The sequence below is a fragment of the Providencia sp. PROV114 genome, from assembly GCF_032704305.1.
GTDB classification, from domain to species: domain Bacteria; phylum Pseudomonadota; class Gammaproteobacteria; order Enterobacterales; family Enterobacteriaceae; genus Providencia; species Providencia rettgeri.
On sequence record NZ_CP120528.1, the window covers coordinates 2,099,895 to 2,124,655 of the forward strand.

Sequence of the window (24,761 nt, forward strand, 5' to 3'; positions counted from 1 at the left end):
AATTAAACCAGGCTTTTGCAGTAGGTATCTTATGAAAAATAGAAAAGTACTCATAATAGAAGACGAAATCACCTTCTGTACAATTTTAAAAAATTACCTCGAAACGCTGGATATTGAGATCTATACCGCAGATAATGGTCAATTAGCAATAGAGATGTTAACAATAAACGGTATCACCCCTGATATCATTCTCTGTGACCTTAATATGCCGATAATGAATGGTGAAGCGTTTATGCGAGAGCTTATTGCTCGTAATATTGATATTCCAGTCATTGTGATTACGGCAACAACTGATTTTACTCAGTTAGATAGAATGTTTCGTTTAGGGGCTAAAGATGCTTTGCTTAAGCCAATAAAAAATTTAGATGAAGTTAAAGTGACCCTACTTTCTGCACTGTATCCTGAGAAAAATAGCCTAACAGAGCTAATGGGAGAGGAAATTCATCAGATTTCTACATTAATGCAAGATCATACTCAAGATATGTTGACGGTGTTGAAGCAGTTACAACCGCCAGTAAACCAAATTATAAATAATTACCGAATTAACTATCGCCAACTTAATGAAGCTAACCGCTTTGGTTTATTATTAGACTTAGCTGCTATTTCAGACAGCCAAATAGGATTTTACTGCATTGACACTGAGCGCTCTCCCCAAGAAGGTATTATGGCTGCTTTTTTGATTCGTGTGGTGTTCAATGACCTATTAAAAAGTGCGGTAAGCTACCCAGAAAAAAAATTACCGAATATTGATAGGATTATTAATCAAATAAATTATTTACTAGAGGATTCGGGGTTTAGTGGGCAATTTCCTCTCTTATTGGGGTATTTTAATACACAGAATAAAGCAATTATAATGGCGAGTGCGGGCTTAGAAGCGGAAATAACGACAGAAAATACGCATGTTAAGTTACCAAGAAGTCTTCCTTTAGGTACACTTAAATTTTATCAATCTAACCATTTAGAGGTAAAAGGAAATGCTTGGCAGTGTTTAATACGTAATAATAGTCAGAAAATAAAACTTATGTTTAACCCGGAGACATAATTAATGTCTAAAATGCATGCATGTGTCATCTAAATAACCCTATTCAGACTCGTCGCTATTTATTCATAAATATTTCCTGATATACTTTTGCGCACTTAAAATGCCTCTTGATACTTTAGTGAAATTTGAGAGGCAAGGATGATATCTGGAGTGATAAAAATGACACAGCGCAAGGTGCGTAAAGCGGTAATCCCTGTTGCAGGCTTAGGGACTCGTATGCTTCCTGCAACAAAAGCTATTCCAAAAGAAATGTTGCCAATAGTCGATAAGCCACTTATTCAATATGTTGTTAATGAGTGTATTGCTGCGGGGATCAATGAAATTGTTTTAGTAACACATTCATCAAAAAATTCCATTGAGAACCACTTTGACACAAGCTTTGAGTTAGAAGCTATTTTAGAAGCGCGTGTTAAGCGCCAGTTATTGGATGAGGTTCAATCTATTTGTCCAAGTCATGTAACGATTATGCAAACGCGACAAGGAATAGCAAAAGGATTAGGGCATGCAATTTTGTGTGCTAAACCGTTAGTCGGTGAAGAACCTTTTGCGGTTATTTTACCTGATGTCATTTTAGACCGTTACAGTACAGATTTAACTAAATTTAACTTGCGTGAAATGCTCGAACAATATGAATCAACAGGTGCAAGTCAAATTTTAGTTGAGCCAGTCCCTGAAGAAGATGTATCTAGCTATGGTATTGTGGATTGCAGTGGAGAAACGCTAGCACCTGGGGATAGCAAAAGAATTGTTCGTATGGTTGAAAAACCAAAACGTGAAGAAGCTCCATCTAATTTATCTATTGTTGGTCGTTATGTTTTATCTGAAAAGATTTGGGATGCATTAGCTAAAACAGCTCCCGGTGCTGGTGATGAAATACAATTAACTGATGCTATTGCATTAATGATGGAAAATAATGAGCCTGTAGAGGCCTACCACTTATGTGGTAAAAGTCATGACTGTGGAAATAAATTAGGTTATATGAAAGCATTTGTTGAATATGGAATGCAGCATGATGCGTTGGGTGAAGAGTTTACTCAGTGGCTGAAGAAATTATCAGCGTCATTGAATGCAGCAAAATAAAATTTCACAATAAATTTTTATTAAAGGCTAACTTAATTTGTTAGCCTTTTTTATGCGTGAAAAAATAAATTATTAACAATAAACGTCAGGTATTAAGGCGTATCGCTCTGATTTAGACTGTTTAGTTGCTACTCATTATAAGTGAGAGGTGTACAAAAATTAACATATAACCCCATTACATAAATAAAATCACTGAACAATATTTAAGTTTATCTAATTAAGCTTACATATCTTTACTACTCTGTTTTATTTATCATGATTATTTGATTGGTAGTATAATACAGCGCAAAGGCTTAAACAGAACAGTTAATTGAAGTGGGCAGTAGTTATGCGGCTTTAGTGCTAAAAAAGGGAGCTATAATAGCTAAGCGCTTTTTCTTAGTAGAGGTTAATATAAAATAATATATAAAGGTTGAAACAAAAACACCCTTATAAAAGGGTGTTTAGAATACATGTATAGGCTATTAGATTAAGAAATCATCTAAAGATTTGCCTTGTTCTTCAATGGCAACTTTGATTACTGCTGGAGTACGGCCTTGGCCTGTCCAAGTTTTAGTTTCGCCATTTTCATCAACATATTTATATTTAGCTGGACGTGCAGCACGTTTAGCACGGGTGCTAGTGCTTTTACCTGAGTCCATTGTTTGCAGAAGGTCATTTAAATCGACGCCTTGCTCAAGAATCATTTCACGAACTTTTTCCAATTTACGGTTACGTTCTTCTAATTCCGCGCGAGCTTGGCTCTCTTCATCACGACGTTCTTCAACAACGACGGTTAATTTTTCCAGCATTTCTTCTAAAGATTCTAAAGTTACTTCGCGAGCTTGAGCACGAAGAGTACGGATGTTATTTAACGCTTTTAATGATTCGCTCATTTTCCTGGTCTCAAATTATTTGTTGGCATGTGTACAGTAATAATAGAATGCTATTTTAAATTCTGCAATAGCTAAATTACTTCCTTAGTTTAAAAGTAATCTTTAACGAATGCAATTTTTTTACAAAAGAAAAATAAACTTTTCGTAGATATATATATAGCTATTATCAATAACTGAACTAAACGAAAAATAGGAATAAGCCAAAATCTTAGTGATTAAATAATTCAAAAAAGAAGAGGCGTGTCTCATTTTACTTTTACTCGGAATGAATTGAAGGGAAGGTCAGGCTTAAATTTTCTTTTTTTGATGATGCTTTTTAGCGGAATGTGCTTTAGTTGAAACTGTTTATAGTTAATATCAAATTGATTTTTATTGCATACGTGCTAAGTAATATTTGCAATAAGGTACAAGTTGAGCCCCAAAAAAAAGTTAAATTTTCAATAAGTAAAGGGCATCTACACCAATATTGTTAATCCTCAAGTATGTTTTATGGTAAAATTATTATGTATATTAATTTTGAGGGAACAGCCAAATGGCTCAGCTTTACTTTTATTATTCAGCAATGAACGCGGGAAAATCAACGTCATTATTGCAATCATCGTATAACTATAATGAAAGAGGAATGCGTACGGTTATTTTTACGGCAGAGATAGATAACCGTTTTGAACAAGGAAAAGTCTCATCGCGAATAGGTTTATCTGCGGAAGCGTTACTATACTCAACAACAACAAATATGGCCGAGTTAATCAAAAAAGAAAATAGTGTACAAAAAGTACATTGTGTTCTTATTGATGAATGTCAGTTTCTAACAAAAAAACAAGTTGAAGAATTATGTGACATAGTCGATAACGAGGATATTCCGGTTTTATGTTATGGATTGCGTACCGACTTTGCAGGACAATTATTTGAGGGTAGTCAATATTTGCTTGCTTGGGCTGATAAATTAGTTGAGCTAAAAACGGTTTGCTATTGCGGGCGTAAGGCGAGCAAGGTATTACGTATAGGAAGTGATGGGGTGCCTGTATATGAAGGCTTACAAGTTGATATAGGTGGTAATGAAAAGTATATCTCTGTTTGTCGTAAGCACTATTCAGAAGCAATAAAACAAGCTCAGTTGATGAATGAGGGCGTTATACCTAAGCAGCCACTTCATTTTCGATGAGCAGAAATATTTTGGTGTAGGGACTAAAATAGGCTTCGGTTATCGGATTATTACGGCAGTTAATGAAATCAACTCAGTGGGTTAAATTATTTTATATGATATTGATTTTATGTATTCTTGCTGTCATCCATTTAAAATAGTGAAACAAAAGGCACTACAATAATTGTAGTGCCTTTATTTTAAATAATGTTTAACACATTATTTCTTAGCGTTTTTCTTTTCTACTTCTTTTTTTACGGCTGTTTTTTTCTGAGGCGCTTTTTTTTCCTCTTTATCAATCACAGGCGTATCTTGATGCTCAACAAACTCACGACCATAATAAGAATCCAGTAATAACTGTTTAATTTCAGAGATTAAAGGATAGCGGGGGTTTGCTCCTGTACATTGGTCATCAAATGCATCTTCAGAAAGTTTATCTACACGGGCTAAGAAGTCGGCTTCAGTTACACCAGTCTCACGAATAGATTTAGGAATGCCTAAATCAGCTTTCATTTCCTCCAACCATGCGAGTAATTTTTCAATTTTCTCAGCAGTCCGATCTCCAACTTTAGTGAGCCCTAAATGATCTGCAATTTCTGCATATTGGCGGCGTGCATGAGGTCGATCGTATTGGCTAAACGCAGTTTGTTTTGTTGGGTTATCATTAGCATTAAAACGGATAACATTACAAATTAATAATGCGTTCGCAAGGCCATGAGGAATATGGAACTCTGAACCAAGTTTGTGAGCCATTGAGTGACAGACACCTAAGAATGCGTTTGCAAATGCAATACCCGCAAGTGTCGCTCCGTTATGTACACGTTCTCTTGCAACAGGGTTTTTAGCGCCTTCGTGGTAACTGGCTGGTAAATAATCTTTTAATAAACTCAGGGCTTTAAGTGCTTGTCCGTCAGTAAATTCATTTGCTAAAACAGAAACATAAGCTTCCAATGCATGGGTGACAGCATCTAAACCACCAAAAGCTGTTAACGATTTAGGCATATTCATGACTAAGTTCGCGTCAACAATTGCCATATTTGGTGTTAATGCATAATCCGCTAATGGATATTTTTGGCCTGTTTTATCATCAGTCACTACCGCAAATGGAGTCACTTCTGAACCCGTACCGGAGGTCGTTGTGATAGCAACTAATTTAGCCTTAACGCCCATTTTAGGGAAACGGTGGATACGTTTACGTATATCCATGAAACGTAATGCTAATTCCTCAAAATGAGTTTCGGGGTGTTCATACATAACCCACATAATTTTAGCCGCATCCATTGGTGAACCACCACCTAATGCAATAATGACATCAGGTTGGAATGCTTGCATTTGTGCTGCACCTTTACGAACAACCGTTAATGTCGGGTCTGCCTCAACTTCAAAGAAAACATCAGTTTCAATCTGATGTTTTTTGAGAACGCTAACGACTTCATCAACATAACCATTATTGAATAGATAGCCATCGGTTACGATAAAGGCGCGTTTTGCACCGTCAGTTGCAATCTCTTCAAGGGCGATAGGTAGACAACCACGGCGGAAGTAGATTGAGTTCGGAAGTTTATGCCACAACATATTTTCAGCTCTCTTCGCCACAGTTTTGGTATTGATAAGGTGTTTTGGACCGACGTTTTCAGAGATGGAGTTACCCCCCCAAGAACCGCAACCTAGTGTAAGAGAAGGCGCTAATTTAAAGTTGTACAGGTCACCAATACCGCCTTGTGACGCTGGCGTATTGATTAAAATACGCGCAGTTTTCATTTTTTGGCCAAAATAGTTAACTCGCTCATGTTGGTTATCTTGGTCAGTATATAGGCAAGAGGTATGGCCAATTCCCCCCATTTCAACTAATTGTTCTGCTTTTGCAACGGCATCTTCAAAATTCTTACCACGATACATGGCTAATAATGGAGACAGTTTTTCATGGGCGAACGGTTCTGACTCATCAATAGTTTTTACTTCACCAATTAAGATTTTAGTTGTTTTTGGCACGCTAATACCGGCCATTTCGGCAATTTTATAAGCAGGTTGACCAACAATGGCGGCGTTTAGGTTGCCATTTTTTAAGATGATATCTTGAACTGCTTTGAGTTCTTTTCCTTGCAGCAGGTAGCCACCATGGCTGGAAAAACGCTCGCGAACTTGGTTGTAGATTTCATCCACGACTACAACGGATTGTTCAGATGCACAAATAACCCCGTTGTCGAATGTTTTTGACATCAGAATAGACGCGACAGCACGTTTAATATCTGCCGTTTCATCAATCACCACAGGGGTGTTACCCGCACCAACTCCGATAGCGGGTTTACCTGAGCTATAAGCGGCTTTCACCATGCCTGGTCCACCTGTCGCTAAAATCAGGTTAATATCAGGATGGTGCATTAAGGCATTGGATAACTCAACAGAAGGGGAGTCAATCCAGCCAATAATGTCTTTTGGTGCACCCGCTGCAATAGCAGCATCCAGCACGATTTGTGCTGCACGGTTAGTAGCAATTTTGGCGCGAGGGTGCGGAGAAAAAATAATAGCGTTACGTGTTTTTAAGCTAATGAGTGATTTAAAAATTGCGGTTGAAGTCGGGTTAGTTGTTGGCACAATACCACAGATAATACCAATCGGCTCAGCTATTGTAATTGTCCCAAATGTTGGGTCTTCAGATAGCGTACCACAGGTTTTTTCGTCTTTATAAGCATTGTAGATATACTCTGAAGCAAAGTGGTTTTTGATCACTTTATCTTCAACAATGCCCATTCCAGATTCTTCGACAGCAAGTTTTGCTAGGGGGATACGTGCGTCAGCAGCAGCGAGGGCAGCGGCTCTAAAGATTTCATCAACTTTTTCTTGGGAGAAAGTTGCGAATTCACGTTGAGCTTTTTTGACACGAGCAACGAGTTCATTGAGTTCGGTAACGTTAGTTACGGACATATAGATTACTCCTGATAAATGTTAAACTTTTTAAGCCAATGAGCAATGCATCTATAGAACGAAGAAATGCTTAAAGATGAAAGTATAGATGTAATCTATAATAACGCTGCTCATCATCGCTTATTGGCTTAAAAACCTTATTCAATATTGAGTTAATATCCTAATTAGCTCTGTCTATCAGTTAAGAGTAGATTAACAAAACGGTAATTAAATAAAGTGATCTAAATCACGAAAATGCTAAGCTGACTCCTTTCAGCACGTGTATTTATGCACAAGTTGAATAAATGTTGTTCATCTATTACTTAATTTAATATTATCAAAACAATTCGTGCGGATAATCTATGTCTATCTAACTAAATATTAAATAAATTTAGCAAGTTAAAGAAAATATTGTTTTACTCAAGGAAATTAATAACATCGGTGGTAAAATTATGAAAGGTATCAATGAATCTCTAAAGAGAATTGCTTAAGGAAATGAATGGGTGAGTAGCGCATTACTTGATTTATCGGGTTATATTAAATTTTTTATTGGTTTATTTGCACTTGTAAACCCAGTTGGCATATTACCTGTGTTTATTAGTATGACAAACTATCAAAGTAATGCTGGGCGAAATAAGACTAACACCATTGCAAATACCTCAGTTGCGATCATTTTATGTACATCATTATTAATTGGTGACTCAATACTGCAATTATTTGGTATTTCAATTGATTCCTTCCGTATTGCTGGGGGGATTTTGATCGTCACAATCGCGATGTCAATGATTAGCGGTAAAATTGGTGAAGACAAACAGAACAAGCAAGAAAAAACGGAAACTGCGGTTAGGGATAGCATTGGTGTTGTACCTTTAGCTTTACCTCTAATGGCGGGGCCTGGTGCAATAAGTTCTTGTATTGTATGGTCATCTCGTTGGCATGGTTGGCAAAACTTTTTAGGCTTAGCGTTGACGAGTATCGCTTTTGCCTTTTGTTGTTGGTTATTATTTCGTTCAGCGTCTTTATTGGTTCGTTACTTAGGTCAAACAGGGATCAACGTAGTGACTCGTATCATGGGGTTATTACTGATGTCGCTGGGAATAGAGTTTATTGTGACGGGTGTTAAGGCCATATTCCCAGGCCTATTGTAATCTCATTTCTTTTTATGGCTGCAAATCGGCCCTATTGCAGCCATACCCACTGCTAATTTACCTCGTATTACACATATCAGTTTTGCTATTCAGATAGCATATTTCCCTTTTCTTTAATTGGCTGGCTAAAATTTTAGCTATCAATAATCACGTCTAAAAAAATGATGCCTGTAATTATATGTGGCATTTATTGCTAAAACAGGGATAAAAAGTAAGGAATTGTGAGCTATGTAAATTTATTCACTATTCTAATTGGCGTTTGTTAATGATATGTTTGGAAATGTGCTTGGGGGCTATCTTATAGTATATAACCAATATTTTATTAAATCATTGTAATGTAAATGAATTATAATTATGCCACCTGTTTTTTTAAAACTTACTTAAAATTTTTAACTAACTAATGTTAATTAATTGTTTTAATTATTTGAGTTCATTAAGTGGATTGCCCATAAGGAAATAGCGGTACTAGGGCTTAAATATTAGCATAAAGAAGGTTGCTAGTGAGGTTATAGCACCATCAATGAATCATGAGGGATAGGATGTTCAAATCAACACTTGGTTTTGGTGTACTCTCTTTATTATTTGTTACGTTACAGGCAAGTGCCACAGAAAAAGTAAAACAGGTTATTACAATTAACAATGGCTCAGAAGTGACTTCACTTGACCCCCACAAAGTGGAAGGGGTGCCAGAAAGCAATGTGATATTAAACTTATTAGAAGGTCTAGTGTATACCGATGTAGACGGTAAATCGGTTCCTGGTGTTGCTAAAAGTTGGAGTAATGAAAATTTCACCACGTGGATTTTTACTTTACGAGATGATGCAAAGTGGAGTGATGGTTCGCCAGTAACCGCTGAAGATTTTGTGTATAGCTGGCAACGCTTGTCTGACCCAAATACCGGCTCGCCTTACTCTAGTTACTTACAAAATGCATATATTTTAAATGCAGATGCAATTTTAGCAGGGAAAATGCCAGCAACAGCGCTGGGAGTGAAGGCGCTTGACCCGCAACATTTACAAGTAACGCTTAGCCACCCTGTGCCTTATTTTGTAGATATGCTTTCCCATACATCTATGAAACCCGTGAATAAATCTGCAATTCAACGACATGGCGATAAATGGACCCAGCCTCAAAATTTTATTGGGAACGGGGCATACGTATTGGATAACTGGGTGGTAAATGAACGTATTGTTGTCAAAAGAAATCCATTTTACTGGGATAACCAGAATAGCCGTATTGAGCAAGCGACCTTTTTAGCGATTAGTTCCGAAGTGAGCGATATTAATCGTTATCGTAGTGGTGAAATTGACATATCTAATTCTGCAATCCCACCTGTTTTATATAAAAAAATGCAGCAAGAAAGGCCTAATGAGTTATATGTTCGGCCTTATTTGTGTACGTTCTATTACGAAATTAATAATCAAAAAGCGCCGTTTAATGACCCGAGGGTGCGTGAAGCTATAAAACTAGGGTTAGATAGAGAAACAATCACTAACAAAATTATTGCGCAAGGGCAAAAAGTCGCTTATGGCTTTACGCCAACCTTTATTAATAATGGCAATTTTACATTACCTAATTGGGCAAATTTATCGGCGGAGCAACGTTACCAACGAGCAAAAGATTTGCTTTCACAGGCCGGTTATAACAAAGAAAACCCATTGAAATTTGCTTTACTGTACAACACTTCAGATCAAAATAAGCAGCAAGCTATTGTTGCGGCATCCATGTGGCAGAAAAATATTGGCGCACAAGTTACGTTGCAAAACCAAGAATGGAAAACATCATTACAAAGTCGTCATGAAGGAAACTACGATGTTGCTAGGGCGACATGGTGTGCAGATTACAACGAACCAACCGCCTTTTTGAATATGATGCTGTCTCAAAACAGTAATAATACCTCTTTTTATAATAATCCGGACTTTGATGCCTTACTTGAGAAAGCGTTAATTGCACCAGATCCTTCATCTCGTCATGCGATATACCAACAAGCGGAAGCTTTGCTAGACAAGGATTCGGCTATTGTTCCTGTTTATTATCGTGTCAGTGCTCGAATGATAAAACCGAGTGTTAGTGGATTTAAAGGTAATGACCCTCTTGATTATACGGATATTAAACGGTTATATATAAATGAACCTAATTAATAATATCTAAATAATTATAAAAAGTGTTCATCTCGTAGGTGAACATGCATCAACACACAATCATAATAATATATATGGGAGTAACCGATAAGATGAGTAAATCAATCAATAAATCGATTATTGCACTTAGCGTAATGGCTGGGTTAGCAATGGGCTCTATAGCAACAAGTTTTGCTGCAACGGTTCCTGCTGGTGTTGAACTGGCAGAAAAACAGGTAATGGTTCGTAATAATGGTTCAGAACCTCAATCTTTGGACCCACATAAAATTGAAGGGGTGCCTGAATCCGCTTTAGCGAGAGATCTTTTCGAAGGGATCACGATAGTGGGGCCTGATGGTGAAATTTTACCTGGTTCGGCAACCAGCTGGGAAAATAAAGATTTTACAGAGTGGGCATTTAAAATTCGTGATGGCGCTAAGTGGTCTAATGGTGACCCTGTCACGGCAGAGGATTTTGTGTATAGTTGGCGACGATTGGCTGACCCTGATACCGCATCGCCTTATGCAAGTTATTTGCAATATGCTCACATCCAGAATATTGACGATGTTATTGCGGGTAAGAAAAAGCCGGAAGAACTTGGTATTAAAGCCCTTGATGATAAAACCCTAGTTATTACACTGAGTGAAGCCGTCCCTTATATTCCTAAATTATTAGCGCACTCATCTATGTCGCCAGTCAATAAAAAAGTCATTGAACAACATGGCGCTAAATGGACGCAGCCACAGAATTTTGTGGGGAATGGGGCATATAAATTAAAAGATTGGACGGTAAACGAGCGCATTGTATTAGAACGTAGCCCAAGCTATTGGGATAATGCGAATACGGTTATTGATCAAGTTACATTTTTACCTATTTCTTCAGAAGTCACTGATGTTAACCGCTATCGAAGTGGTGAAATTGATATGACATACAGTAACTTACCTATCGAGCAGTTTAAAAGCTTACAACAAAATATGCCGAATGAGTTACGTGTAAACCCGTATCTCTGTATTTACTATTATGAAATTAATAATGAAAAACCGCCGTTTAATGACCCTCGTGTTCGTGAAGCGTTAAAGCTATCTATGGATAGAGATACGATTACATATAAGGTCAAAGCGCAAGGGGATATTCCTGCATATGGTTTCACACCACCATTTACCAGCGGTATGAAAACAGAAAAACCGGATTGGTATGCGAATATGACCCAAGAGCAGCGTAATGAAAAAGCGAAACAGTTGCTAGAAGAAGCGGGATATAACAAAGCCAACCCATTAAAATTCAATCTATTGTATAATACTTCAGACTTACATAAGCGTATTGCCATCGCAGCTTCTTCTATGTGGAAGAAAAATATTGGCGCGCAAGTGAAACTAGAGAACCAAGAGTGGAAAACCTTCTTAGATAGCCGACATCAAGGTAACTATGATGTCGCGCGTGCAGGCTGGTGTGCCGACTACAACGAGCCTTCCTCCTTCCTGAATATGTTACTTTCCTACAGCAGTAATAATACGGTTCATTATAAAAATACAGATTTTGATGCGGTGATGAAAAAAACATTGCAAGTCAAAACAGATGATGAACGTGCAGAACTCTATCAACAAGCCGAAAAATTACTCGATAAAGACTCCGGTATTGTTCCTCTTTACTACTATGTTAACACGCGTTTAGTGAAACCTTATGTCGGTGGTTATAGTGGCAAAGACCCATTAGATAACCTGCATACAAAAGATTTATACATTATTAAACACTAATACAGTTGCTCTGGCTCCATTTATTGGAGCCAGATATTCGCCTATTTAGGCAATAGAAGTAGGAAAGAGCGATGTTGAAATTTATTTTTCGTCGGTTGTTAGAAGCCATCCCGACTCTTTTGGTTTTGATTACCATTTCATTTTTTATGATGCGATTAGCCCCAGGGAGTCCGTTCACTGGCGAGCGGAAATTGCCACCGGAAGTGATGGCAAATATTGAAGCTAAATATCATTTAAATGACCCAATGTATAAGCAGTATTTTAATTATTTAATTCAGCTTTCCAAAGGTGACTTTGGTCCATCATTTAAATACAAGGATTACAGTGTTAATGATTTAGTTGCTAAAGCATTTCCGGTCTCAGCAAAATTAGGGGCAACGGCATTTATTGTTGCTGTTTTGTTTGGGGTATCCGCAGGGGTGATAGCCGCACTAAACCAAAATACCAAATGGGACTTTACAGTCATGGGGTTTGCCATGACGGGAGTTGTTATCCCAAGCTTTGTTGTCGCACCGTTATTGGTGCTGATTTTTGCCATTCATTTGAAATGGTTTCCTGGCGGTGGTTGGGATGGAGGAAACCTAAAACATATGGTGCTCCCCATGGTTGCGCTTTCATTAGCTTATATCGCCAGTATTTCCCGTATTACACGTGGTTCGATGATCGAAATTATGCATTCTAATTTTATTCGTACTGCTCGAGCAAAAGGGTTACCGCTAAGAACTATCATTTTACGCCATGCACTCAAACCAGCGTTGCTTCCCGTACTCTCATACATGGGGCCCGCCTTTGTGGGGATTATTACCGGGTCAATGGTAATTGAAACTATTTTTGGGTTACCAGGGATCGGCCAACTCTTTGTTAATGGTGCACTTAATCGTGATTATTCACTGGTATTGAGCTTAACGATTTTAGTTGGGGTACTGACAATTACATTTAATGCAATTGTCGATGTTTTGTATGCAGTTATTGACCCTAAAATTCGTTACTAAGTCGGAGAAACACGATGCTATCGAATCAAAAAAATAGTGAAGCTCTGGCGAATTTTTCAGAGCAGCTCGATATTGAAGGGCGCAGTTTATGGCAAGACGCAAGGCGCCGTTTTATGCACAACCGTGCGGCAATTTTCAGCTTATGTGTCTTATTTTTAATTACTTTGTTTGTCATTTTTGCTCCCATGTTATCGCCGTTTTTGTACGATGATACCGACTGGGAAATGATGTCAATGCCACCTGATATGGCAACTGGACATTATTTTGGCACAGATGCTTCAGGCCGAGATCTATTAGTGCGTGTCGCGATTGGTGGGCGTATTTCCTTAATGGTGGGCGTTGCAGCTGCGCTAGTTGCCGTGGTGGTAGGAACTTTATATGGTTCATTAGCTGGCTATGTGGGTGGAAAAGTGGATTCCATCATGATGAGGATATTAGAAATTTTAAACTCCTTCCCATTTATGTTTTTTGTGATCCTCTTAGTGACCTTGTTTGGTACCAATATCTTACTGATCTTTGTGGCCATTGGGATGGTGTCGTGGTTGGATATGGCGCGTATTGTTCGCGGGCAAACACTCGGATTAAAGCGCAAAGAATTCATTGAGGCGGCATTGGTTTGTGGCGTTAGTACACGACAGATTATTTTACGTCATATTGTTCCTAACGTTTTAGGTGTCGTCGTGGTGTATGCCTCATTATTAGTTCCAAGTATGATTTTGTTTGAATCATTCTTAAGCTTTTTAGGTTTAGGCACACAAGAGCCATTAAGTAGTTGGGGGGCTTTATTAAGTGATGGAGCTAACTCAATGGAGGTCACACCATGGTTGCTACTGATCCCCGCAGGTTTCTTAGTCATTACGTTATTTTGTTTTAACTTCATCGGTGACGGGCTGCGTGACGCGCTCGACCCGAAAGATCGCTAGAGGGAATAATATGTCAAATAACCCAATGAAAAGCCCTCTGTTATCCGTGAAAGATCTCAGCGTGACATTTGCGACCCAAGATGGTGACGTTACCGCCGTAAATAAATTGAACTTTGAATTAAGTGCGGGGGAAACGCTAGGAATTGTTGGTGAATCCGGTTCAGGAAAATCACAAACAGCTTTTGCTCTGATGGGCTTGCTTGCCAAAAATGGCAAGATTAATGGCTCTGCTATATTTAACGGCCGTGAGATCTTGAATTTAAGAGAAAAAGAATTAAATCGGATGCGAGCGGAAGAAATTTCAATGATCTTCCAAGACCCAATGACATCATTGAATCCTTATTTGAAAATTGGTACACAGCTGTCAGAAGTTCTCATGTTACATAAAGGCATGAGTAAAAGGGAGGCTTTCGAAGAATCAGTTCGTATGTTAGATGCAGTTAAAATGCCTGAAGCACGTAAGCGGATGAATATGTATCCACATGAATTTTCAGGAGGAATGAGACAACGAGTCATGATTGCAATGGCATTATTGTGCCAACCCAAGTTGTTAATTGCTGACGAACCTACGACGGCACTTGATGTGACAGTGCAAGCGCAAATTATGACTTTGCTCAATGAGTTAAAACACGAGTTTGATACTGCGATTATTTTGATTACTCACGACCTTGGGGTCGTCGCTGGGGTATGTGATAAAGTTCTCGTAATGTATGCGGGACGCACGATGGAGTATGGTACCGCTAAGGATATTTTTTATCAGCCATCTCATCCATATTCACTTGGCTTGTTAGCTGCCGTTCCTCGCCTTGATGGGGATGACGAGAGTTTAGCGACCATTCCAGGTAACCCGCCTAATTTACTACGTTTACCTAAAGGGTGCCCATTTTCACCTCGTTGCCAATACGCCGTTCAGCAATGTGTTGAACAAGAACCTGCATTAACCACTTTTGGTCAAACGCGGTTACGTGCCTGCTTTAAACCGCTGGAGGAGTTGGTATGAGTACCCATGAAAATAGACCAGTATTGTTAGAAGTGAATGATCTTAAAGTCCATTTTGAGATTAGAGACAAAAAACAGTGGTTTTGGCAGCCAAACAAAAGCCTCAAAGCTGTCGACGGCGTTACACTGCGTTTATATGAAGGTGAAACATTAGGCGTGGTTGGGGAGTCGGGGTGTGGAAAATCTACTTTTGCTCGAGCGCTCATTGGGTTAGTGAAAGCGACTGATGGTACTGTAAGTTGGCTTGGGCAGAACTTATTAGGTAAAACCGCTAAAGAGTGGCGCAGTGTTCGCAGTGATATCCAAATGATTTTCCAAGATCCATTGGCTTCTCTTAATCCGCGAATGACCATTGGTGATATTATTGCCGAACCATTAAAAACATATCATCCTAAAATGCCGCCATCACAAATCACAGAAAAAGTGAAAAAAATGATGATGCGGGTTGGTTTATTACCAAACTTAATTAACCGTTATCCCCATGAATTTTCCGGAGGGCAATGTCAGCGTATTGGTATCGCAAGGGCATTGATTTTGGAACCTAAATTGGTAATTTGCGATGAGCCCGTTTCTGCATTAGATGTGTCAATTCAAGCGCAAGTTGTTAATTTATTGCAAGAATTACAACGTGAAATGAAATTATCTCTCATATTTATCGCACACGATTTGGCGGTTGTTAAGCATATTTCTGACCGCGTGTTAGTGATGTATTTGGGGCATGCCGTGGAGCTTGGTACCTATGATGAGGTATATAATAACCCACTACACCCTTATACACGCGCATTGATGTCAGCGGTGCCAGTTCCTGATCCCGATAAAGAAAAAAATAAGGTGATAGAGCTTTTAGAAGGTGAATTGCCATCGCCAATTAATCCGCCTTCAGGCTGTGTATTTAGAACCCGTTGCCCATTAGCCGATGGCGAGTGCGCAAAAACTAGGCCATTATTAGAAGGGAGTTTCAAACATGCGGTGTCTTGTTTGAAAATTGACCCTCTTTAGTTTGTTATAGATGCCCAACAAATTAAAAACAGAGCCAAGTGCTCTGTTTTTTTATCGAATAATCTGAATAGTGATATTCCTATTTTTTCCACAGAATATGGTGAAACGGTTTAGAAGGGTGGCGGCTAATTAATATGCGAGCAAAGATATCTTCTAGCTCGGCATCAGGGGTTTGAGCTAACCCGATAACTACTTCACTAAACTGCGCTAATTCAATGTTATTATTAATAATATCTTGCCAGTTATGACTAAAGGGGACAATTTCTGCAGCACCTAACTCTTCGAACTGCAAAGCAAAAATTAACTGGTCAGCGGGTTCTAAATTATCCATTGCCCCTTCAAGAAAAAGGTCATAAGCGATTTCAATGATGTCATCTTCATCGATTAACGGTGTGTTTTGTATTTCAGTCATGACCTTTCCTAATAAACTAAATTTATAACAATGGACTAAAGAAGTAACAAATGCGCTCAACGACACGGTTCCAGAAAGGGCGTTGTTCCCACTCTTCGATTTCTAAACGTGTTGACCGCGCAATATAATCATACTGAACTAACGTGAGATCGCTACCAAAACTTTTATCGTCAATGACCACGGTGATTTCAAAATTGAGCCATAAACTGCGCATATCAAGATTGACTGAGCCAACTAGGCTGAGCTCGCCATCAACTAATACACTCTTGGTGTGCAATAAGCCATCTTCGAATTGGTAAATCTTAACACCGGCAGCTAATAATTCACTGTAAAATGAACGGCTTGCCCAGCGGACAAGGAATGAGTCATTCTGCCTTGGCATAATAATACTGACATCAACACCCCGCATTGCTGCCGTGCAAATTGCATGTAAAAGGTCATCGCTAGGGACAAAATAAGGAGTCGTCATGATCAGTTGTTTGCGTGCAGAAAACATGGCGGTCATCAGCGATTGTTGAATCAACTCATCAGGGAAGCCAGGGCCGGAGGCGATAATTTGTGTTGTATGCCCATTCGCTTGTTCAAAAGGCATAATATTACTATCAGGCGGTGGTGGAAGTACGCGTTGGCCAGTTTCCATCTCCCAGTCAAAAGCATACACAATACCTAACGTTGTACTCACTGGGCCTTCCATACGCACTAAAATGTCAACCCATTCACCAACCCCTGAATCTTGTTTAAAATAACGAGGGTCAACCATATTCATACTACCTGTATATGAAATATAGTTATCGATAACGACTATTTTACGATGTTGACGTAAATCCATTCGACGCAGGAAGAAACGCATCAAATTAACTTTTAGTGATTCTATAAACTCAATGCCTGCAGCACGCATTTTTTCGGGATAATCACTACGGAAAAAGTGCCAACTTCCTGCAGAGTCCACCATAATACGGCATTTAACACCTCGTTTTGCAGCGTTGAGTAATGCTTCGGTAACTCCGTCAACTAAACCACCCGGTTGCCAAATATAGAAGACCATTTCAATTGAGTGCTGAGCATTATTGATATCATTGACTATCGCTTTTAATGAATCATCACAAGTGGTTAAAAGTTGAATCCTATTACCTTTAACCCCAGCAATGCCTTGGCGTTTTTCAACTAATTGAAATAATGGCTCAGCGACGGGGCTGTTATCAGTGGCAAAGATATGTTTTGAATTTCGTAGATTTTCTAACCATGTTGCGACAGAAGGCCACATATCATGAGCTTTATCAACTCGACGTTTACCGAGGTGAAGTTCACCGAAGGCGACATACGCAATAATACCGACTAATGGCAGGATATAAATGATCAGGAGCCATGTCATGGCTGAGGTGACCGGCCTTCTTTTGACTAAGATGCGGACTGTAATTGCTGCAATAATTAGCCAATATAGGAAGAACAAAAGCCAACTCATAAGTGTATAGACGGTTGCCATAACGGGTCAGATGCCTCACTGATAAGAAAAAAGGTTCAAAAAAAGATAGTTTAGCTAAAAAAACTATTAGTAAAATATCAACTTAATAGAATTTAGCAAAATTCTGCAGTAAAAGCTTCGTGAAATAGAGTAATTCGTAAGGAAAAAATGATTGTGTAAGGTGATATTATTGTTGTGAAATTAAATATTGTACTCTAAGCGTATATAAAAAGTTCCTCTTGGTTCTTTTTTTCAAAGGAATATAATATTTTTTTCTAATAATTTTTAGACGATTAAAGGACACAATTAAATGAGACGTAGTAGGCATGAAGTAGGGCGTTGGCGTATGTTAAGACAATCCCTACGCCGCCGCAGACGCTGGCTAGAAGGGCATTCAAGGCGAAACATGCGCATCTATGCAATGCGTAAAATTGATATTTACCATCGTCGACATTCCCTGCTTTTTACCCAATGGATTGAGTAAGGTTATTACAGCGCGCACTCACATTTTTCACTTTGTATGACAAACCTTATTGAATATGATTGCTATTTGCATTTAAACTATCAGTCATATTCTTTTTGGTAGACAGGTGTAGGGTAGAAATTGCATATGCGTTGGATGCGTTGGACTTTAATTATCGTCATTTCATTATCTATTCATGCAGGCCTTGCAATGGCATGGATTTTTAATCAACCTAATTTGGCTAGAGATCCTGAGCCATTGACGATTGCTATGGTTGCTTTTGCTGCCCCTGAACCTGCTTCTGAACCTGTTGAGCAGGTTGAAACACCGGTAGAGCCAGAACCTGAACCCGTTATTGAGCCAGAGCCTGAACCGGTGGTTGAACCCGTTATTGCATTACCTAAGAAAAAACCTGAGGTGAAGAAAAAACCTAAGCCAAAACAGGAAGAAAAGAAAAAGATTAAAGAAGATGTTAAGCCGGTTGAAAAGCAATTGGCTATGAATAACCTAAAATCAGATGTTACTGCACCGAAAACGAATAACAACCCAATAAAGACAGCTAACAATACTGGGGCAAGTAATAGTCAATCAACCAAAAAGGGTGGCCCTAGGGCTCTGCATAAACAAGCTCCTTCCTATCCTGAACGCGCACGTCGCTTAGGTAAAGAAGGGTATGTGAAGGTTCGTTATGATATTGATGATGGTGGGCGAGTGACAAATATTGAATTTGTTGAAGCTTCACCTAAAGGGTTATTCGAGCGCGATGTTAAACGGGCTATGAACCGTTGGACTTTTGAAAAGCAACCTGCAAAAGGCTATGTGACCGAAATTTATTTCAAATTGGATGGAACCGTAAGCCAAGTATAAGTGTTCTTTTCTTGCAAAATAAAAAAGCACCTTTAATTAATGAGGTGCTTTTTGTTTTATTTATATTTTAAGATAGGTATTAAAGTTTAGTCTGCGTGTTGCTCAGAACTGGCTAATTGAAAATGCTGCTTTTCTTTGGGTAATGAACGAGAGGTACTATCGTCATTAACGGCAACATAGGTAAATACAGCATCAGTTGCACGATAGCGGTGGCCAACGGGCTCGGTTGCTACTTTTTTTACCCAAACTTCAATATTAATTGTAATTGAGCTTTTCCCTGTTTTTAGGCAGCGTGCGTAGCAACAAACAACATCACCGACGGCAACAGGCTTTTGAAATTTAATCCCATTTACCGCTACAGTAACTACTCGTCCTAGCGCAATTTCTTTCGCTAATATAGCCCCACCTATATCCATTTGTGACATCAGCCAGCCACCAAAAATATCACCATTCGCATTAGTATCTGCGGGCATGGCTAATGTACGTAAAACCAACTCACCGTTCGGCAATTGCATATCAGACTCTTATTAAAAGGGTTATTACTTTTGATTTTGCATTTATAGCAAATTACATAGGTAATAGTAAACCTGAACCTCGTAGTTATTGATTGATAATGACTATTTGAGTGAATTGCTGCAAAAATAAGACAAATATGATATCTATTATTAATAAACGGCTTCTAAATATGATAAAAAGCTCAACTTTTGCAAAGAAAAAGCAAGAAGTGTTTTTTATATTTAGTCAACTGATTGAATTAGCTATACTCAGTAATATGAATATTATTGATTAATTTAGAGGTATGAAATGAGATTGTTATTGGCAATATTATTACCTTGGTTGCAATTTTTTACGATAGGGCGCCCCTTTGCTGGGATTATTTGCTTAATTTTGCAGATCACGTTGATTGGTTGGTTACCAGCCGCCATTTGGTCGGTATATGCACTATCACAGTACAATACAGATAAAAAAATTGAAAAAGCATTTGGTGACAAGCGCTATTAACATATAAAAAAACCTGCTAAGCGAGATGCAATTAGCAGGTTTTTAACTCTATTTATAAATTATTCTTCGTGTTTTTCTACAGGCTCTTTAACCATATTTTTAAAAATATAGACCACACTCAGTACTGTAAATATTAATGTTCCTGCTGTTAGACCAAAGACTTTGAAGTTAACCCAGATATCTTGAGCCATCCAGAAAGCAACATAAATATTCAGAAGTGCACAGAAAATAAAGAAAATAGCCCATGCACTATTAAGTTTATTCCAATAACTATCTGCAAGTTTTATTTCTTGGTTACTGCCTAACATGCGCTGAATGAGTGGTTTTTCAGTAAACCATTGGCTAAAGAGTAATGCACCAGCAAATGCAGCATAGATAATAGTGACTTTCCATTTAATGAATGCATCACTATGGAAAATAAGAGTTAAAGCCGCAAAACCCATTACGATTGCACAGGTAATTTTTGCAACTTTTTCAACTTTCTTATAAATAAGATAAGTTGCTAATAACGCTAAAGGAGTGGTCACCATTAATGCGCCACTCGCATAGAAAATATCGTATCTTTTATAGACAATAAAAAAGATTATCAAAGGAATAAAATCAATAAGTTGTTTCATAACAGTGAATACAGCGCCTCAACGTAAAGATAATGGAGTAGTTTAACCGATTTTGGCTTTAATTGTTAAAAGTTTGCACCTTTTTACCAATAAACATGCTTTGTTACCAATCATATTTGCACTATTTTACGATTATTTGACTTACTTCTAGATAAACTTTATTAGTTCGGATATATATAGTATATAAAATAATTTAACTTGCTAATTTATAGGTACTTTTCCCCGATGATAAAGGCAAAGCTATTTGTCTGGATGCCAGGTTTAAAAACGTTATTTAACTATCAACGTTCAGATTTAGGTTCTGATGTTAAAGCTGGCCTATCTGTCGCTGCTGTTGCCTTGCCCGTTGCTATTGCCTATGCTGAGTTAATGGGTGTGAATGCAATTGTCGGGTTATACTCGTGTATTTTACCGATGTTTTTTTATGCATTGTTTGGTACGTCTAAACAATTGATTATCGGTCCTGATGCCGCTACATGTGCTGTAATTGCAGCCGCAGTCGCACCTCTTGCCATGGGGGATGAAACTGTTCGTTGGCAGCTGATTATTGTCATGAGTTTTATGACTGGGGTTTGGTGTTTGATTGCAGCAAAATTTCGCTTAGGGACCTTTGCCGATTTTTTATCCAGACCGATATTACAGGGCTTATTAAATGGGGTTGCTCTCACTATTATCGTCAGCCAAATTAGTAAAGTATTTGGTATCAGTACGTTACCTTCAGGGTTTATTGAACGCTTAATAGCATTACCATTAGCGTTAGTGGAAACACATATTCCGACATTATTAGTTGCCATTGCAACATTGGTCATTACTCTATTGATTAAGCGAGTGCGTAGCAAGTGGCCATCGCTATTAATTGCAATGGTGTTGGCCACAGCAGCAAGTATCCTATTTAATCTCGAACAATATGGAATTAGTACGGTTGGGGATTTAGGTGAAGGGCTTCCGTATATCCCAATGCCTGATTTTCCACCTGGCTTACTTCGAGACCTTGTCATTCCATCATTAAACTTGTCTGTGATCAGTTTTGTTAGCTTTATGATGACGGCTCGTAGTTTTGCGAGCAAGAACGGTTATACCGTTGATGCAGACCAAGAACTAAAAGCGTTAGGTATGGCAAATATTGCTTCTGCTTTTGGTCAGGGTTTTGCTGTTAGTGCTGCGAGTAGCCGTACTGCGGTGAATGATATGATGGGGGGGAAAACGCAATTAGTTTCCCTTGTTGCCGCAATAACCATCTTAGCGGTTTTACTTTTTTCTATGAATTTATTGGAATATATCCCAATGCCTGCTTTAGGGATAGTTTTGATTATTTCAACGTATTCATTACTCAGTTTTCGCAGTATTTTATCAATGCGAAAACGCAATAGAGAAGCTTTTTTCTTATGTATTTTCACGCTATGTGCAGTGCTGGTGGTTGGTTTGATTAGTGGTGTAGGCTTAGCTGTTCTATTAGGTTTGTTGCAGTTTATCCGAATTATATTTAGACCTACAGATCAACTACTAGGCGTTGATGAACATGGTATGTTGCACTCGATGACATCAGAAAATGATATTCAAGAAGTTGATGGCGTCCTGATTTATCGTTTCAATTCTCCGCTTACCTATTTCAATGTGAATTACTTTAAAGAACGTTTAAATAAACATTTAGATAATCAACGGAAGAGGCCTGCTTGGGTGATTGTGGATGCTGCCGTCAGCTTCACACACAATGATGTGAGCGTATTTTCCACGTTAAATGATATTGTGACATCTTTGAAGGCGAAAGGGGTAACTTTAGTATTAGCAGGGCGCAGAACGTCGCTTAATCGTTGGCTAGAACAAAATAAAATCAATCGTTCAGATGATGACTTATTAGTGGTACCGGATATCTATTTTGCAATCCGTTTAATTCAAAGTAAGCAACAAATTCAAATGAAATGCGTTGAAGAAAGAAAAGCACAAGAGTGCCAAAAAGATTTCGGTATATTGGAACATGATTGTGAAAGTCGAATTACACCGATGGATATTCGCTCAGATAATGCTTAAAAAATAATGTAAATAAAAAGGTATCTTTCGATACTTGAAGTTATTGCCAAAGCGGGATAAAGCGTTGTTTTCCCGCTTTGGGTTATCAGCTGAAAATCAATAAATCAATTTTTAGTGATTAGCATATATAAACGATAAAAGTAAATTAAAGCGAATGCCGCTACAACATTATTGAGTAAAAAAGAGATGCCATTAATAACAATATGATTCATATTAAGGTTACCCAATAGAAGACTAATAAGCATTTGAGCCGCCATCCAAATTAAAATCATCGGTAAGGCAACACGCCAATTCGCATAAGCCATTTTCCAGCTTTTTCCCATCGCACTGAAAGGGTTGGTACGTTCTGTTATTAAAATCGCTGGTGCTAAGGAAAAACCAATGGCTAAGACAATACCAGGTAGAACCATAATTGTGATACCTAACTGGATAAGCAGAGAACAGACGACCAATAGAAGGAACATAGAAGGTGCTTTGTTCAGTGATGATGTTATTGCCTGTAGCCCTGTCATATCTTCACCGCGAGACATACCAGAGATATAGGACAATGTACCACAAATAAGGAACAAACTTCCAAAAGTGACGGAGAGGATCAACCCGAAAGAAACACGCAAAATACTACTTTTATCTTCTTCAGATAGACCTAAAATCCAGTCTTGTAACCCCGAATTACCAGATTCAATCATCTGGCTTTGTGCTTGTGCCAGAACACCTATCATCTGTTCACTTGGGATCATCACCGCATAGATAACGAGGCTCACTACGGTGGCTAAAAGCACGATGGTGAAGAGGCCACTCAATTGATTTTTAAAGAAATTGATACTATCACTAATGAGTGAGTTGGCCGAAATGGACATGACACTGCTCCTATCTACAAACGGGATCAAAAATTTATGCCAATTGTAACCGAGTATCACGCCTAGAGGTAGAGAAAGATAATAAAATTCGGGAGGTTAAGACAAATATAATGGACATAATGATTGAATTTAATTAGCCAAAGAAATGAAACTATATAAGTTGTATTTTTAATATATGTTTAAGTTTCGAAATAAATATATATATTTCGAAATCAAATTTTTATTTTGTTAGTTATCTTCCAAAAATTGATTTAAATCAAAATTTAAAAAATAATAAATGAAATAATAAATCCATATTTATTGGTTTACCTCTAAATTAGTAAAAGATGTGATCTTGATTTGAACATCAATTTAAATAATAAGGTATATTTTCCTAAAATAAAAACACAGGAATGGGATTGATAATGAAAAAACTCACTGCGCTTGTATTAGCTGCTGCAACTTTAGCTCCAGCAGTTTCTATTGCTCATGAAGCTGGCGACTTTATTTTCCGTACAGGTACTGCAACGGTACGCCCAAATGCAGGTTCTGAAAATGTATTAGGTTTAGGTTCATTTGATGTTAATAACAATACTCAATTAGGTTTAACGTTTGGGTATATGATCACTGATAATATCGGTGTGGAATTATTAGCAGCAACTCCGTTTGAACACAAAGTTGGCGTAGGGCCTTTAGGTACAATTGCAACTGTTAAACATTTACCACCAACTTTAATGGCGCAATATTACTTTGGTAGTAAAGAAGATAAATTACGCCCTTATTTAGGTGCAGGTGTTAACTATACCTTCTTCTTTGATGAGAAATTTAACTCAACAGGGAAAGGTGCGGGCTTATCAGACCTTGATTTATCAAGCTCTTGGGGCTTTGCAGCGCAAGCTGGTATGGATTACATGCTAACTGATAACTGGATGTTAAACGCCTCTGTTTGGTGGATGAATATTGAAACGGATGTGAAATTTAAAGCGGGTAATGACACACACAAAATCGATACTCGTTTAGACCCATTTGTATTTATGTTTGGTGCGGGTTACCGTTTCTAAGAATTTGATAGGAAGCAATACAGGTAATACCTGAAT

22 protein-coding genes are annotated in these 24,761 nt (G+C 38.2%); 15 read left to right on the top strand and 7 right to left on the bottom strand.

Annotated features, from left to right (window positions below; all coding sequences use genetic code 11):
* Positions 1–31 precede the first annotated feature (31 nt).
* Both rssB and galU read left to right on the top strand, forming a co-directional pair.
* Positions 32–1,042, top strand: a complete 1,011-nt coding sequence (gene rssB, locus P3L37_RS09250) for a two-component system response regulator RssB (protein ID WP_110731960.1) — start codon at positions 32–34, stop codon at positions 1,040–1,042.
* A 159-nt stretch (positions 1,043–1,201) separates the two neighbouring features.
* Positions 1,202–2,122: a UTP--glucose-1-phosphate uridylyltransferase GalU gene (gene galU, locus P3L37_RS09255; protein ID WP_004911149.1), complete on the top strand. Its 921-nt coding sequence runs from the start codon at positions 1,202–1,204 to the stop codon at positions 2,120–2,122.
* Between the two features lie 464 nt (positions 2,123–2,586).
* Here galU and hns read toward each other — a convergent pair whose 3' ends face one another.
* Positions 2,587–2,997: a histone-like nucleoid-structuring protein H-NS gene (gene hns / locus P3L37_RS09260; RefSeq protein ID WP_004254106.1), complete on the bottom strand. Its 411-nt coding sequence runs from the start codon at positions 2,995–2,997 to the stop codon at positions 2,587–2,589.
* Between the two features lie 532 nt (positions 2,998–3,529).
* Between hns and P3L37_RS09265 the strand changes: the two genes are divergently transcribed.
* Complete coding sequence (locus tag P3L37_RS09265; RefSeq protein WP_109913227.1) at positions 3,530–4,159, top strand: thymidine kinase; 630 nt, start codon at positions 3,530–3,532, stop codon at positions 4,157–4,159.
* A 198-nt stretch (positions 4,160–4,357) separates the two neighbouring features.
* Here the strand turns inward: P3L37_RS09265 and adhE are convergent, their stop codons facing one another.
* Complete coding sequence (adhE, locus tag P3L37_RS09270; RefSeq protein WP_109913226.1) at positions 4,358–7,063, bottom strand: bifunctional acetaldehyde-CoA/alcohol dehydrogenase; 2,706 nt, start codon at positions 7,061–7,063, stop codon at positions 4,358–4,360.
* Between the two features lie 482 nt (positions 7,064–7,545).
* Here adhE and P3L37_RS09275 point away from each other — a divergent pair, with 482 nt between their 5' ends.
* The 7 genes from P3L37_RS09275 (at position 7,546) to oppF (ending at position 15,977) form a co-directional block, all read left to right on the top strand.
* A complete protein-coding gene (locus P3L37_RS09275; RefSeq protein WP_004254112.1) occupies positions 7,546–8,190 on the top strand; it encodes a YchE family NAAT transporter in 645 nt (214 codons plus the stop codon).
* A gap of 527 nt (positions 8,191–8,717) precedes the next feature.
* Positions 8,718–10,331 (top strand): ABC transporter substrate-binding protein, encoded by a 1,614-nt coding sequence (locus tag P3L37_RS09280; protein ID WP_051128890.1) that lies wholly within the window; start codon positions 8,718–8,720, stop codon positions 10,329–10,331.
* Between the two features lie 92 nt (positions 10,332–10,423).
* Positions 10,424–12,064, top strand: a complete 1,641-nt coding sequence (gene oppA / locus P3L37_RS09285; RefSeq protein WP_210782523.1) for an oligopeptide ABC transporter substrate-binding protein OppA — start codon at positions 10,424–10,426, stop codon at positions 12,062–12,064.
* A 71-nt stretch (positions 12,065–12,135) separates the two neighbouring features.
* Entirely contained in the window at positions 12,136–13,056 is a 921-nt protein-coding gene (gene oppB, locus P3L37_RS09290; protein ID WP_004254116.1) for an oligopeptide ABC transporter permease OppB, read from the top strand.
* A 14-nt stretch (positions 13,057–13,070) separates the two neighbouring features.
* Positions 13,071–13,979 carry an oligopeptide ABC transporter permease OppC gene (gene oppC / locus P3L37_RS09295; protein ID WP_004911132.1) on the top strand — a complete coding sequence of 303 codons (909 nt, stop codon included), beginning with the start codon at positions 13,071–13,073 and terminating at the stop codon, positions 13,977–13,979.
* Between the two features lie 10 nt (positions 13,980–13,989).
* Positions 13,990–14,979, top strand: coding sequence for an ABC transporter ATP-binding protein (locus P3L37_RS09300; RefSeq protein ID WP_004911130.1), 990 nt, complete (start codon positions 13,990–13,992; stop codon positions 14,977–14,979).
* On the top strand, positions 14,976–15,977 hold the full coding sequence (gene oppF / locus P3L37_RS09305; RefSeq protein WP_272667383.1) for a murein tripeptide/oligopeptide ABC transporter ATP binding protein OppF: 1,002 nt from the start codon (positions 14,976–14,978) through the stop codon (positions 15,975–15,977). The genes P3L37_RS09300 and oppF overlap by 4 nt, the downstream gene beginning before the upstream one ends.
* A 79-nt stretch (positions 15,978–16,056) precedes the next feature.
* On the opposite strand, the gene P3L37_RS09310 is transcribed toward oppF, so the two are convergent.
* Positions 16,057–16,389 (bottom strand): HI1450 family dsDNA-mimic protein, encoded by a 333-nt coding sequence (locus tag P3L37_RS09310; protein WP_004911124.1) that lies wholly within the window; start codon positions 16,387–16,389, stop codon positions 16,057–16,059.
* Between the two features lie 22 nt (positions 16,390–16,411).
* Positions 16,412–17,872 (bottom strand): cardiolipin synthase, encoded by a 1,461-nt coding sequence (cls, locus tag P3L37_RS09315; protein ID WP_109913222.1) that lies wholly within the window; start codon positions 17,870–17,872, stop codon positions 16,412–16,414.
* 289 nt (positions 17,873–18,161) lie between these two features.
* On the opposite strand from cls, the gene P3L37_RS09320 reads away from it, so the two are divergent.
* Both P3L37_RS09320 and P3L37_RS09325 read left to right on the top strand, forming a co-directional pair.
* Entirely contained in the window at positions 18,162–18,335 is a 174-nt protein-coding gene (locus P3L37_RS09320) for a YciY family protein (RefSeq protein ID WP_004254127.1), read from the top strand.
* Positions 18,336–18,461: 126 nt separating this feature from the next.
* Positions 18,462–19,181, top strand: a complete 720-nt coding sequence (locus P3L37_RS09325) for a TonB family protein (protein WP_004911122.1) — start codon at positions 18,462–18,464, stop codon at positions 19,179–19,181.
* An 86-nt stretch (positions 19,182–19,267) separates the two neighbouring features.
* On the opposite strand, the gene yciA is transcribed toward P3L37_RS09325, so the two are convergent.
* On the bottom strand, positions 19,268–19,696 hold the full coding sequence (yciA, locus tag P3L37_RS09330; protein ID WP_004911119.1) for an acyl-CoA thioester hydrolase YciA: 429 nt from the start codon (positions 19,694–19,696) through the stop codon (positions 19,268–19,270).
* Between the two features lie 289 nt (positions 19,697–19,985).
* Here yciA and P3L37_RS09335 point away from each other — a divergent pair, with 289 nt between their 5' ends.
* Complete coding sequence (locus P3L37_RS09335) at positions 19,986–20,183, top strand: YqaE/Pmp3 family membrane protein (protein WP_004911118.1); 198 nt, start codon at positions 19,986–19,988, stop codon at positions 20,181–20,183.
* A gap of 59 nt (positions 20,184–20,242) precedes the next feature.
* Here the strand turns inward: P3L37_RS09335 and P3L37_RS09340 are convergent, their stop codons facing one another.
* Positions 20,243–20,800: a septation protein A gene (locus P3L37_RS09340; RefSeq protein WP_109913220.1), complete on the bottom strand. Its 558-nt coding sequence runs from the start codon at positions 20,798–20,800 to the stop codon at positions 20,243–20,245.
* Between the two features lie 225 nt (positions 20,801–21,025).
* Here P3L37_RS09340 and P3L37_RS09345 point away from each other — a divergent pair, with 225 nt between their 5' ends.
* On the top strand, positions 21,026–22,828 hold the full coding sequence (locus P3L37_RS09345) for a SulP family inorganic anion transporter (protein WP_004911111.1): 1,803 nt from the start codon (positions 21,026–21,028) through the stop codon (positions 22,826–22,828).
* A gap of 104 nt (positions 22,829–22,932) precedes the next feature.
* Here P3L37_RS09345 and P3L37_RS09350 read toward each other — a convergent pair whose 3' ends face one another.
* Complete coding sequence (locus tag P3L37_RS09350; protein WP_109913219.1) at positions 22,933–23,685, bottom strand: YciC family protein; 753 nt, start codon at positions 23,683–23,685, stop codon at positions 22,933–22,935.
* 404 nt (positions 23,686–24,089) lie between these two features.
* Here P3L37_RS09350 and ompW point away from each other — a divergent pair, with 404 nt between their 5' ends.
* Positions 24,090–24,725 (top strand): outer membrane protein OmpW, encoded by a 636-nt coding sequence (gene ompW, locus P3L37_RS09355; protein WP_109913218.1) that lies wholly within the window; start codon positions 24,090–24,092, stop codon positions 24,723–24,725.
* Positions 24,726–24,761: the final 36 nt, after the last annotated feature.